Genomic DNA, 12,277 nt, shown 5'->3' with positions numbered 1-12,277 from the left:
AAAATCCAAATTTCAACCAAATGAAGTTTGGATTTTTTTTACTCAAAAATACTAATGGAAGAAATCATTATTTCAAGCAAATTCAGTGCTTACAACAGCATCAACGAATTGCCAAATGAAATTCAAAACCTTTTTGAAAGAGCCATGGGTGCACAAAAAAACGCCTATGCTCCTTATTCAAAATTCAGAGTTGGAGTAGCACTTACTTTAGATAATGGCGAAATCATTCTAGGAACAAACCAGGAAAACGCTGCCTATCCGTCAGGGCTTTGCGCAGAAAGAGTCGCTTTATACCAAGCGGCATCCAATTTTCCAGAATCTAAAATTCTAAAAATAGTAATTACCGCTGCGCCAGAAGCAACAGGAATTCCTTCTCCCATTCCTCCCTGCGGCTCTTGCAGACAATCTATTGCCGAATATGAAATCAAACAAGAAACTCCAATTGAAATTTATTTTATGGGCGAAAAGGGCAAAATATACAAATCAGCATCTTTAAAAAACCTGCTCCCTTTACTATTTAACAAAAAACTGCTCTAATAAAACTAAAAATTAGCTTTATAATTTTAGTTCTAAGATGGAATGTCCTATTTTTGCATTTCGCAAATTTGACCATATTAAATAAATTTTGCGAAAAAGTACTAATTGACAACACAATAAAAACTTTAGTAAAAGAACACTTGAAATGAAAGAAGTTACAAAAGAAGTATATTTAAAGTGGTATGAAGACATGCTGCTTTGGAGAAAATTTGAGGACAAACTAGCTGCATTATACATACAACAAAAAGTTAGAGGTTTTCTACATTTATACAATGGTCAAGAAGCTGTACTTGCTGGCGCTTTGCACGCAATGGACTTAACCAAAGACAAAATGATTACTGCTTATAGAAACCACGTTCAGCCAATTGGTATGGGTGTTGACCCTAGACGCGTAATGGCTGAATTGCTTGGAAAAGTTACAGGAACTTCTAAAGGAATGGGTGGTTCTATGCACATTTTCTCAAAAGAGCACCGCTTTTATGGTGGTCACGGGATTGTAGGAGGTCAAATTCCAGTTGGTGCCGGATTAGCTTTTGGAGACAAATATTTCAACACTGGAGGAGTTACAATGACCTATTTTGGTGATGGTGCTGCTCGTCAAGGTTCTTTACACGAAGCTTTCAACATGGCTATGTTATGGAAACTTCCAGTAGTTTTTATTGTTGAAAACAATGGGTACGCTATGGGAACTTCAGTAGAAAGAACAGCAAACCATACGGATATCTGGAAATTAGGTTTAGGCTACGAAATGCCTTGTGGACCAGTTGACGGAATGAATCCAGTAAAAGTAGCTGAAGCTATGACGGAAGCTATCGATAGAGCACGTCGTGGAGACGGACCTACTTTCTTAGAAATGAAAACATACCGTTACAGAGGACACTCTATGTCTGATGCGCAGTTGTACCGTTCTAAAGAAGAAGTGGAAGAATACAGAAAAATAGATCCAATTACTCAGGTTTTGGATATTATCAAAGATAAAAAATACGCTACAGAGGCTGAAATTGAAGCTATCGAACAAAGAGTAAAAGATTTAGTTCAAGAATGTGTAGATTTTGCTGAATCATCTCCATATCCAGAATTAGAACAACTATACGATGTAGTATACGCACAAGAAGATTATCCATTTACACCTCATAAACTATAAAATATTATGGCGATAAAAGTAACAATGCCTCGTTTAAGTGATACTATGACGGAAGGAACGGTAGCAACTTGGCTTAAAAAAGTAGGAGACAAAATTAGCGAAGGAGACATCCTTGCTGAAATTGAAACTGACAAAGCAACGATGGAATTCGAATCTTTCAACGAAGGAACACTTTTACATATTGGAATTCCAGAAGGAGAAACAGCACCAGTTGATGCATTATTAGCGATAATTGGAGACGAAGGTGAAGATATTTCAGCTTTATTAGCTGGAGGTGACGCACCAGAAGCTGAATCTAAAAAGGAAGCTCCTGCTGAAACTGAAACTAAAAAAGAAGAAAAAGAAACTCCCGCTCCTGCAGCCCAAGCTAAACCAGCAGCTGCATTACCAGAAGGAGTTATTGTTGTAACAATGCCTCGTTTGAGTGATACAATGACCGAAGGAACAGTAGCTACCTGGTTGAAAAAAGTAGGTGATAGTGTTGCAGAAGGTGACATTCTTGCTGAAATCGAAACCGATAAAGCAACTATGGAATTTGAATCTTTCAATGAAGGAACTTTATTATACATCGGAATTCAAGAAGGAAACACTGCACCTGTTGATAGTCTTTTAGCTATCATTGGCCCTGCAGGAACTGACATCAGTGGAATTGCTGATAACTACGTTGCTGGAGGATCTACTCAGGCCGCTCCTGCTGCTGAAGAAACTAAATCTGCGCCAGCAGCTGAAGCTTCTGCACCAGTTGCTCAAGAAGTTCCAGCTGACGGAGGCAGAATTATAGCTTCTCCTCTAGCTAAAAAAATTGCTAGCGACAAAGGAATTCAATTAACACAAGTAAAAGGTTCTGGAGAAAACGGACGTATCGTAAAAAGCGATATTGAAAACTTTGTTCCTGCTGCTGCACCAAAAGCAGAAGCAAGATCTGATACTAAGCAGGAAACTGCTGCACCAAAAATATTTGTTCCTGCTGGAGAAGTATTTACCGAAGAAATTAAAAATTCGCAAATGCGTAAAATCATTGCGAAACGTTTGGCTGAATCTTTATTCACTGCACCTCATTACAACTTAGTAATCGAAGTAGCTATGGATGAAGCAATGAAATCCAGAGTTACCATCAATACCGTTCCAGACACAAAAGTATCTTTTAATGATATGGTAATTAAAGCCTGTGCATTAGCATTGAAAAAACATCCAAAAATAAATTCACAATGGAAAGAAGATGCCATTATCATCAACCACCACGTGAACATTGGAGTTGCTGTAGCTGTTGAAGACGGTTTAGTAGTTCCTGTATTGAAATTCACTGACGCCATGAGTTTATCTCAAATTGGTGCTAGCGTAAGAGACCTTGCTGGAAGAGCTAAAAACAAAAAGTTAGGACCTGCGGAGATGGAAGGAAGTACTTTTACTGTTTCTAACCTTGGAATGTTTGGTATTACTGAGTTCAATTCGATTATCAATCAACCAAACTCAGCTATCCTTTCAGTAGGAGCTATCGTTGAAAAACCAGTGGTTAAAAACGGTCAGATTGTTGTTGGGAACACTATGATGTTATCTCTTGCTTGTGACCACCGTACGATCGATGGAGCAACTGGAGCACAGTTCTTACAAACATTAAAACAATTTATTGAAAATCCAGTTACTATGTTAGCTTAATTTTTAATTCATATTACCTAAAAGCCGTTTTGAAAATCTCAAAACGGCTTTTTTTATGGTAACTATTAAACTCTTTTTTACAAAATTTCAACTGATGCAGTTTAGAAATATAAATTTATCTTATTGTAGGTTCGAGCGCAGTCGAGAACCATTATTGCATCTCGACTACGCTCAATATGACAAAAAAACTGGACTTTTTTAAATATCTAATTGATAAAAAGACCGATTTTTTCATGGCAATAAAATGATAAAATGTAGTATTTTAAAACAGAGTAAAATCAGATATACATAATTTTAAAGCTTTTAAGTCTTTAGAATTGACACCTTTAAAACTTTTCACTTACCATAATCCTTATACCTCGGATTTATTAATACTATAGCAGATTAGACAAAGAAAGAGCAAAAAAAAAGTTTATTGAAATAAATTTCAATAAACTTTTTTTTTAAAAATATCTAATTAGATTGTTTTAACTATCTAAATTTCATTAATAAACTATTCTTTAGGTATAGTTGATTTTTTAGCCAATTTAAAAATCACTGGAGACAGCGTTAATAAAACTAATATAATAACAATCACTTCAATATGCTCTTTTAAATCAATTTGGTAATTATCAAGCAAGAAACCATATAAATAATGACCAGCAAAGATTAATGTGAAAGACCAGATAAAAGAACTTATAATATTATAAAACATAAACTTTTTTCTTTCCATCGAAACGATTCCTGCTACAATAGGGGCAAAAGTTCTGAAAATGGGTAAGAAACGTGCAAAAATTATTGCTCTTCCACCATGTCTTTCGAAGAAATCTTTAGATTGAACCAAATATTTTTTCTTAAACCAAAAGCTATCTTCTTTGTTATATAGATAATAACCGCTTTTTGAACCAAACCAATACCCTACTATATTACCGAGAATCCCAGCCACAGCCACCATGGTTGATAACAAAGTTACGTTTACAAAATCATTCTCAATAAACAGTATGTTTTCTACCAATTCTCTATTGTAAATTCCCGCAAGAAAAAGTAAACTATCGCCAGGCAAAAAGAAGCCTGCAAACAATCCAGTCTCAGCAAAAACAATAAACAATACTATATAAATCCCTAATTTTATTCCATTTACATCAAAATGAATATAAAAAAGAGGGTCAATTAAATTCTTCCAATCAAAGCTATTCATTCTTACCTAATTTATTAAATATTTTCGAGCGTGAAAGTAAGAATAAATTAGATGAACTACAATTTATTCATTTCTTTTAAAGTTTAATTAACGATAAAAACGATATTTTTTTAGAAAAAAACCCAATTCCCTTTCTTCTAAAAATCAAATTCCTGTCCCATCAACGGAATTGAACAATTAACACTATACGTTTCTCGAATTTTAATCCGTAATTCATCGGCGGCGGGGTGTTCTCCGTGAACTAAAAAAACTCGGTGCGGTTTGTTTTTTAATTCGGATAACCAAGCCAACAAATCAGCTTGATCGCCATGAGCCGAAAGACTATTTATTTCAACTATTTTTGCTCTAACTTTATAATAATTACCAAATATTTTAATGGACTTAGCACCTTCAATTAACTTCCGCCCTCGTGTTCCCTCTGCCTGATATCCTACTATAATAATTGTGGTTTCGGGAATTCCTATGTAATTTTCTAAATAACTCAAAACACGTCCGCCAGTAATCATACCGCTTGCTGCAATAACTACCTTAGCTCCTTTATTATTTATTGCCGCTAAAGTTTCTTGGTAATCTGAATTAATAACAAACATTTTACTCATTGCCTGACAATCAGCCAAACTTAATTTATGCCATTGTGTATTATTGAAGAAAACTTGAAAAGCACCAACTCCCATTGGAGAATCAACAATATAAGGAATATCAGGAATCCTTCCTTCTTTTTTTAATTCCCACAAAATAAACATGATACTTTGGGCACGTTCTACAGCAAAACTAGGAATGATAACCGTCCCCCCTTTTTTAAATGCTGCATTAATATAGTTTTCTAATTCTAATTTAGGATCTGTATCCGCATGCAAGCGGTCGCCGTAAGTACTTTCGAGAAAAACCAAATCAGCTTTTTTAGGTTTTGTTGGAGGATACAATAACACATCATTATCTCGGCCTAAATCTCCCGAAAAGACTAAGGTTTTGCCTTCTAATTGCAAACTAATACTACAAGCCCCAATAATATGTCCCGCAGGAATAAACACTGCTTCAATTCCTTCATCTAATCCAACTGTAGTTTCAAGCGGAACAACCGTTAAAAGCGGAAACACTTTTTTTGCCTGCTCTACTGTATACAAAGGTTCAGCAATTTCATGTTTAGAAGTATTTTCCTGATTGGCTTTTTTAGCATCTTCTTCTTGAATTTTAGCGCTATCCGTCAAAATTAATTTGGTGATTTCCATCGTAGGACCGGTGCAATAAATTTTTCCTTTAAAACCTTGATGAACGAGCCTTGGCAACCAACCGCAATGGTCTAAATGTCCATGTGTTAATAATACAAAATCTATGGTAGAAGCTAAAACTGGTAATGGTTCCCAATTAAGCTCCCGCAAAGGTTTTATTCCTTGAAACAATCCGCAATCTATTAAAAGACGAATACCATTACTTTCGATTAAAGTTTTAGAACCGGTTACAGTTCCTGCTGCTCCTATAAATTTAATTTTCATACTACTGTCTTTTAAATTAATAACACTTACACAGTTCCGCCACTTCTTTTAAAACATTTTTAATTCTATTAGAACTTATTCCAATTTCTTTTAAATCTACTTTATTATTGACCAATTCTTTGACTAAAATAATATCCAGCAACAATAATTTTTCTTTTTCGGCCTTACTCAAAGTTGTCAAACAAGTTACTGGATACAGGCAATCCTGATTATTACGAGATTTTAAACTTCCTTTTTCTGGATAATCCCAACTTAATAAATTAATCCCCGAACATTCTGCAAAAGCTATCGCATCTGCGGTAAATCGGGTATTGGTAACAATCCAGCAATTGGTTATTTTTTCTTTACTCGAAAAAAGCGAATAACTACTCACTCGTAAATCATTGAATCTAGAAAAAACATACAAAGGAACTTTTACATCAGAAGCAGCTTCACTCCCGCCATGAAACTTACATTCCACCATAGCAATTTCATTATTTTTCCTAATCAAAATATCTACTTCGTGCATTACACAATGTCCTTGCAAAACCACGTTGGTCTTTGTTTCATATTTTTCAGCCTCAAAAAGCCGTGCAATGTACTTTTCGAAATAAAAACCTTCAGGGCCTAACATTTGGATAGCAGCTCTTAAATTGTATCGGGCAGCATGAGAATGAGTATTCTTTTTCAATAAAGCAAACGCTTTTTTGTAGATACTTTTAGTCGAAATTCCCTCATGTATATCACGGACAATTTCTTTAAGAATGGCATCTGCTGTAAATGCATCAGCACCTGATTTCAATAAAGATGTAATGAGTTTATCTGGATTAAAATGGACAATTTCTCCTGAATGCTTTACAACTCTCATATAGTATAAATTACTAATTATAACTGAAATAGATTACTTTAAAGTTACATAAAAAATATTAGGAATTTCGCTTTTGAAAGTAAAATGCAGGAATAAAGAGCAAAACAAAAAGGGGTTGAATTAAAAATCTTCGGATATAAAACAGTAAAAAATTATTCTGAGAACTATAAAAATGGATTACTAAAAAGAAGGTAACAATCAAAACCACGAAAGCAATGAGATATAAAAAAAAGGAAAAATGAACCATCATTCTTTCTTTAAAAATCAAATAAATTAATCCTAAAGAAATTAGCATATTCAATCCATATCGAAATAGCAAATTTAAGAACAACCGAAAAGTTTCAAAATTGGGTAATGGCGTTTGGTTGAAATTGCCTTTGAAATAATTCAAAAAAGGATCATAAAACAAACTGCGTTCATAAAAACGAATAAATACAAAACAAAGTAACAACCCAACTCCAAGTATCAATCTTAAGCGGTGAGTATAAATTTTATTTAGCATACAATGAGAATTTATTAACCCAAACTACCCATAAAATAAAAACCACTCCATAAATAAATAGCGGAAAAACAATTTGATGCAAAAATGATTGTTGTTCTGGAAACCAATATAAAGCCAAACACAACAAAGCAATCCGAATTACATTTAGAATATAAATAAAAACACTTCCGCCAAGTATAAAAAACAGAGTTGTTTTCAGTTTACCCGAAAAAGAAACCACAAACGAAACAAACAAAATAATTACGCTAATGGCATTACAACCTTCAATCATTCTGGCAACAGCCTGTTGATTGTAATAAAACATAATATAAGAAGTATTTGAAATTTCCTTTATATAGAAATCAGCTTCAAACAAAGTAACAAGTTGGGTTGTATTTGTAGCCACAAGTTCCGTAATACCATCAACAGCATGGATATCAAATTGAGACAAATAACCTTGATAAATTAAACTTAGAACCAAATAAGTCAAGAAAAATTTAGCCAGGAAAATCAAAAATGGGCGGTATAGAATAAGGTATTTTTTCAAATTTTGATTTTTTCAAATTTATGAAAATTTCAGCGATGATTTTTTATCAATATAAATTTTATACCGCAGTACAATACTGTAATACATTTCGTTATATTTGAAAAAAAATATATATTAAAAATGAAAACCAACCTATTAACCATCACAATACTTTTAGCATCTATGTCTTTTTATGCTCAGATTATTGAGCCAACACGTTATAATCTAGACTCCTTACATTACCCCACAACTAAAGATGATTATAGATATATTCGAGTTGTAGAAAATTATAAAGGTCAGCCTAACTTATTTCTTTTTACTGAATATTATCGATCAGGAACTGTTAGTATGAAAGCTATTTCAACAAGCAAAGATGAATGGAAATTTGAAGGTCCACGCATCGATTATTACGAAAACGGTAATAAGAAAAGAGAAACACAATACACTAAAAACCGGATAAATGGACAACAAGTAGAATGGTATGAAAACCAGAATAAAAAATCAGAGAAAATAATAAAAACAGACTCAAAAACATTACAAACAGTTACCCAAATACTTCAATATTGGAACGAAAACAATGAGCAAAAAGTAATTGATGGAAATGGATTTTATGAAGACACCAATGGAGGTACAAGTGAAAAAGGAGAAATAAAAAACAGCAGAAAACAAGGGGTTTGGACTGGAAAAAGTAAGATAACAAACTCTACATTTACAGAAACTTACGAAAACGGAGAATTAATTTCCGGAATTAGTATTGACAACAACAATATGGAACATCCTTACCAAGTCCTTTTCATAAAACCTGAATACAAAGAAGGCATGATGGCTTTTTATCAATTCGTAGGCAAAAACTATAGGACTCCTAGAGGTGTACAATCCAAACCAGGCGAAAAACCAAAACTTGTTGCAGCTTTTAATGTTGATACTGATGGAAAACTTGTAGATATTAAAATAATAAAAGACTTAGGCTTGGGTACTGGAGAAGAAGCAGTAAGAGTATTAACAAAATCACCCAATTGGAATTCCGGAATATTCCGAGGCATCCCGGCCAAAACAGCCTATACTTTACCAATTGTAATTCAAGGTGCAGCTAATTAAAATAGAACCATTACCTATTACTGTAAACATGGAAGTTTAAACAATATAAAAAAAAGAATTATTTATAAAAAACATATCTAAAATTTAAACATGAAATTAACAGAAATACAACCACAAATAACTACAATTATAAAAAACAACAGTAAAACAAGAGATGAAAAACTTTTAGCTATTTGTGAGTTATTAAACAGCTCCGTTTCCTATTACAACTGGGTTGGTTTTTATTTTGCTAATCACGAAACACAAACCTTACACCTTGGTCCTTACGTAGGTTCTCCAACAGACCATACCGTAATTCCATTTGGAAAAGGGATTTGCGGTCAAGTAGCTGTTTCAAATTCTAACTTCGTTGTACCGGATGTAAGTGCTCAAGACAATTATATTGCTTGTAGTTTTACTGTGAAATCAGAAATTGTAATTCCTTTATTTGTAAATGGTCAAAACATAGGACAAATAGATATTGACAGTCACATTATTGATCCATTTACAGCAGAAGACGAGCGATTTTTAGAGTTTGTAAATCAAGAAGTTGCGAAGTTATATTAAGAATGTAAAATAATTTACAATTCATAATTAATAATTGGTAATATTTTTTTACTTTTGCAGCCGTCTTACAACAACTGTCTGACATACATAAAAATCATTTAAATAATATTAGCATGTATTTAACTAAAGAAGGAAAAGCGGAAATTTTCGCTCAACACGGAGGAAAAGCAGACAACACTGGATCTGCAGAAGGACAAATCGCTTTGTTCTCATTCAGAATCAACCACTTGACTGAACACTTGAAAAAAAATCGTCACGATTATAATACAGAGCGTTCACTTGTGAAACTAGTAGGTAAAAGAAGATCTTTACTTGACTACTTGAAAAAGACCGAAATCAACAGATATCGTGAAATTATCAAAGTATTGGGTATCAGAAAATAGTCAATATAAGAAAGAGGTGCGCAAGTACCTCTTTTTTTATTTTAGAGTTTAAAAATTTATTTTAAATTCTACCACTGCTATTCATTAGCAACATTAAAAAAAAGTTTGGTTTTTCATTGGGTTTTAGGCATTAACTACGCAACAACAACACAACTAAAACTCCATGTTTAACTTATAAATTAAATTTATGATTCCACAATTATTTGTAGAAAGTATCGATTTAGGTGATGGCAGAAGCATCACAATCGAGACAGGACGTTTAGCTAAACAAGCTGATGGTTCTGTAGTAGTAAGAATTGGAAAAACTGTAATTTTAGGTACAGTTGTTTCCGCAAGAAAAGCAAGTCCAGGTATCGACTTTTTACCGTTAACGGTAGATTATCGTGAAAAATTTGCTGCAGCAGGTCGTTTTCCTGGAGGTTTCTTCAAAAGAGAAGCACGTCCAAGTGATAGCGAAGTGTTAACAATGCGTTTAGTAGACCGTGTTTTACGTCCGCTTTTCCCATCTGATTATCATGCTGAAGTTCAGGTAATGATTCAATTAATGTCTTATGACGAAGACGTAATGCCAGATGCATTAGCAGGTTTAGCAGCATCAGCAGCTTTAGCTTTGTCTGATATTCCTTTTGAAACATTAATCTCTGAAGCTAGAGTTGGTCGTATCGACGGAAAATTCATCATTAATCCAAGTCGTGCACAATTAGCATTATCAGATATTGATATGATGATTGGAGCTTCTATGGATTCTATCGCAATGGTAGAAGGTGAGATGAAAGAAATTTCAGAAGCAGAAATGCTTGAAGCAATTAAATTTGCTCACGAACATATCAAAGTACAAATTGCAGCTCAAGAGAGATTGGCAGCCGCATTTGGAAAAAAAGAAGTTCGCACTTACGAAGGAGAAAGAGAAGATGAAGCTATTTATGCTAAAGTAAAAGCCGCAGCTTACGATAAAATTTATGCTATTGCAAGTAAAGGTTCTTCTAAACAAGAACGTACTGCAGCATTTGCAGAAGTAAAAGAAGAAGTAAAAGCCTTATTTACTGAAGAAGAATTGGCAGAAAATGGCGATTTAGTTTCTAAATATTTTTACAAAACCAATAAAGAAGCAGTTCGTAACGTAACCCTAGATTTAGGAACTCGTTTAGACGGAAGAAAAACTACAGAAATCAGACCTATCTGGTGTGAAGTAGATTACTTACCATCTGTACACGGATCTGCATTGTTTACACGTGGAGAAACTCAAGCATTGGCAACAGCTACTTTAGGAACTTCTAGAGAAGCCAACCAAATTGATTCCCCATCAGAACAAGGAGAAGAAAAATTCTATTTGCACTATAATTTCCCACCATTTTCTACAGGAGAAGCTCGTCCGTTGAGAGGAACTTCAAGAAGAGAAGTTGGTCACGGAAACTTGGCACAACGCGCCTTGAAAAATATGATTCCTGCTGATTGTCCTTATACAATCCGTGTAGTTTCTGAAGTATTGGAATCGAATGGTTCATCTTCTATGGCTACTGTTTGTGCTGGTACATTATCATTAATGGATGCTGGTATTCAAATGATCCGTCCCGTTTCTGGAATTGCAATGGGATTGATTACTGACGGAGAACGTTTTGCGGTATTGTCTGATATTCTAGGTGACGAAGATCACTTAGGTGACATGGACTTTAAAGTGACTGGAACTTCAGTAGGAATCACTGCATGTCAAATGGACATCAAAATAGACGGTTTGAAATACGAGATTATGGAAGCTGCTTTAGCTCAAGCTCGTGACGGTCGTTTGCATATCCTTGGAAAATTAATAGAAACTTTAGCTGAGCCAAAAGCAGATGTTAAAGCGTATGCTCCAAAAATAATTACTAGAACTATTCCTGGTAACTTTATTGGTGCTTTGATTGGACCTGGAGGAAAAGTAATTCAAGAATTACAAAAAGCTACTGGTACCACTATCGTAATCAACGAAGTAGATGAGCAAGGTGTTATTGAAATCTTAGGAACTGATCCTGCTGGAATTGAAGCAGTATTGGCTAAAATTCAATCTATCACTTTCAAACCACAAATGGGAGAAGCTTATGAAGTGAAAGTAATTAAAATGTTAGATTTTGGTGCTGTAGTTGAATATACTTCTGCTCCAGGAAACGAAGTTTTATTACATGTGTCTGAATTGGCTTGGGAGAGAACAGAAAATGTTGCTGATGTTGTAAACATGGGTGATGTATTCGAAGTGAAATACCTTGGACTTGATCCTAAAACTCGCAAAGAGAAAGTGTCAAGAAAAGCACTTATTGCAAGACCTCCACGCGAGGAGAAAAAAGAGTAATCAGATCTTAGTTTACTAAAGGTTTATTTATAGGAAAACCCGTTTCATTTATTTGAAACGGGTTTT

12 protein-coding genes are annotated in these 12,277 nt (G+C 34.1%); 7 read left to right on the top strand and 5 right to left on the bottom strand.

The annotated features are described in order from the left end of the window. Positions 1 to 54: 54 nt before the first annotated feature. From cdd to AAGV28_RS00530, 3 genes are all read left to right on the top strand, one after another. Positions 55 to 537 (top strand): cytidine deaminase, encoded by a 483-nt coding sequence (gene cdd, locus AAGV28_RS00540; protein WP_373404898.1) that lies wholly within the window; start codon positions 55 to 57, stop codon positions 535 to 537. 145 nt (positions 538 to 682) lie between these two features. Continuing rightward, positions 683 to 1,681: a pyruvate dehydrogenase (acetyl-transferring) E1 component subunit alpha gene (gene pdhA, locus AAGV28_RS00535; protein ID WP_373389989.1), complete on the top strand. Its 999-nt coding sequence runs from the start codon at positions 683 to 685 to the stop codon at positions 1,679 to 1,681. 6 nt (positions 1,682 to 1,687) lie between these two features. Next, the gene (locus AAGV28_RS00530) at positions 1,688 to 3,337 is read left to right on the top strand and encodes a pyruvate dehydrogenase complex dihydrolipoamide acetyltransferase (protein WP_373404897.1); all 1,650 of its coding nucleotides are present in this window, start codon (positions 1,688 to 1,690) and stop codon (positions 3,335 to 3,337) included. 493 nt (positions 3,338 to 3,830) lie between these two features. On the opposite strand, the gene AAGV28_RS00525 is transcribed toward AAGV28_RS00530, so the two are convergent. The 5 genes from AAGV28_RS00525 to xrtF form a co-directional block, all read right to left on the bottom strand. Further along, positions 3,831 to 4,514, bottom strand: a complete 684-nt coding sequence (locus AAGV28_RS00525) for a DedA family protein (protein WP_373404896.1) — start codon at positions 4,512 to 4,514, stop codon at positions 3,831 to 3,833. 137 nt (positions 4,515 to 4,651) lie between these two features. Next, positions 4,652 to 6,007 (bottom strand): MBL fold metallo-hydrolase, encoded by a 1,356-nt coding sequence (locus AAGV28_RS00520; RefSeq protein WP_373404895.1) that lies wholly within the window; start codon positions 6,005 to 6,007, stop codon positions 4,652 to 4,654. A 16-nt stretch (positions 6,008 to 6,023) separates the two neighbouring features. Beyond that, positions 6,024 to 6,854: a restriction endonuclease gene (locus AAGV28_RS00515; RefSeq protein WP_373404894.1), complete on the bottom strand. Its 831-nt coding sequence runs from the start codon at positions 6,852 to 6,854 to the stop codon at positions 6,024 to 6,026. 58 nt (positions 6,855 to 6,912) lie between these two features. Beyond that, a complete protein-coding gene (locus tag AAGV28_RS00510; RefSeq protein ID WP_373404893.1) occupies positions 6,913 to 7,356 on the bottom strand; it encodes an exosortase F system-associated membrane protein in 444 nt (147 codons plus the stop codon). Then, positions 7,346 to 7,882, bottom strand: coding sequence for an exosortase family protein XrtF (xrtF, locus tag AAGV28_RS00505; protein WP_373404892.1), 537 nt, complete (start codon positions 7,880 to 7,882; stop codon positions 7,346 to 7,348). Before xrtF ends, AAGV28_RS00510 begins: the two co-directional genes overlap by 11 nt. A 120-nt stretch (positions 7,883 to 8,002) precedes the next feature. Here xrtF and AAGV28_RS00500 point away from each other — a divergent pair, with 120 nt between their 5' ends. The 4 genes from AAGV28_RS00500 to AAGV28_RS00485 all read left to right on the top strand — a co-directional run bounded on the left by AAGV28_RS00500 (position 8,003) and on the right by AAGV28_RS00485 (position 12,211). Next, on the top strand, positions 8,003 to 8,959 hold the full coding sequence (locus AAGV28_RS00500) for an energy transducer TonB (protein ID WP_373404891.1): 957 nt from the start codon (positions 8,003 to 8,005) through the stop codon (positions 8,957 to 8,959). A gap of 90 nt (positions 8,960 to 9,049) precedes the next feature. Next, positions 9,050 to 9,505 carry a GAF domain-containing protein gene (locus AAGV28_RS00495; protein ID WP_373404890.1) on the top strand — a complete coding sequence of 152 codons (456 nt, stop codon included), beginning with the start codon at positions 9,050 to 9,052 and terminating at the stop codon, positions 9,503 to 9,505. Positions 9,506 to 9,618: 113 nt separating this feature from the next. Then, complete coding sequence (gene rpsO, locus AAGV28_RS00490; RefSeq protein ID WP_373404889.1) at positions 9,619 to 9,888, top strand: 30S ribosomal protein S15; 270 nt, start codon at positions 9,619 to 9,621, stop codon at positions 9,886 to 9,888. 187 nt (positions 9,889 to 10,075) lie between these two features. Next, positions 10,076 to 12,211 carry a polyribonucleotide nucleotidyltransferase gene (locus AAGV28_RS00485; protein ID WP_373404888.1) on the top strand — a complete coding sequence of 712 codons (2,136 nt, stop codon included), beginning with the start codon at positions 10,076 to 10,078 and terminating at the stop codon, positions 12,209 to 12,211. The last annotated feature ends 66 nt before the right edge of the window (positions 12,212 to 12,277 follow it).

It is taken from the genome of Flavobacterium zubiriense (assembly GCF_041729725.1).
GTDB lineage: Bacteria > Bacteroidota > Bacteroidia > Flavobacteriales > Flavobacteriaceae > Flavobacterium > Flavobacterium zubiriense.
This window is presented reverse-complemented; position numbering and strand designations above follow the sequence as displayed.

Coding starts and splice junctions, on each gene's coding strand:
- pdhA (WP_373389989.1), top strand. CDS start 683: ATGAAAGAAGTTACAAAAGAAGTATATTTAAAGTGGTATGAAGACATG.
- AAGV28_RS00520 (WP_373404895.1), bottom strand. CDS start 6,007: ATGAAAATTAAATTTATAGGAGCAGCAGGAACTGTAACCGGTTCTAAA.
- rpsO (WP_373404889.1), top strand. CDS start 9,619: ATGTATTTAACTAAAGAAGGAAAAGCGGAAATTTTCGCTCAACACGGA.
- AAGV28_RS00510 (WP_373404893.1), bottom strand. CDS start 7,356: ATGCTAAATAAAATTTATACTCACCGCTTAAGATTGATACTTGGAGTT.
- AAGV28_RS00485 (WP_373404888.1), top strand. CDS start 10,076: ATGATTCCACAATTATTTGTAGAAAGTATCGATTTAGGTGATGGCAGA.
- AAGV28_RS00515 (WP_373404894.1), bottom strand. CDS start 6,854: ATGAGAGTTGTAAAGCATTCAGGAGAAATTGTCCATTTTAATCCAGAT.
- AAGV28_RS00495 (WP_373404890.1), top strand. CDS start 9,050: ATGAAATTAACAGAAATACAACCACAAATAACTACAATTATAAAAAAC.
- AAGV28_RS00525 (WP_373404896.1), bottom strand. CDS start 4,514: ATGAATAGCTTTGATTGGAAGAATTTAATTGACCCTCTTTTTTATATT.
- AAGV28_RS00500 (WP_373404891.1), top strand. CDS start 8,003: ATGAAAACCAACCTATTAACCATCACAATACTTTTAGCATCTATGTCT.
- AAGV28_RS00530 (WP_373404897.1), top strand. CDS start 1,688: ATGGCGATAAAAGTAACAATGCCTCGTTTAAGTGATACTATGACGGAA.
- cdd (WP_373404898.1), top strand. CDS start 55: ATGGAAGAAATCATTATTTCAAGCAAATTCAGTGCTTACAACAGCATC.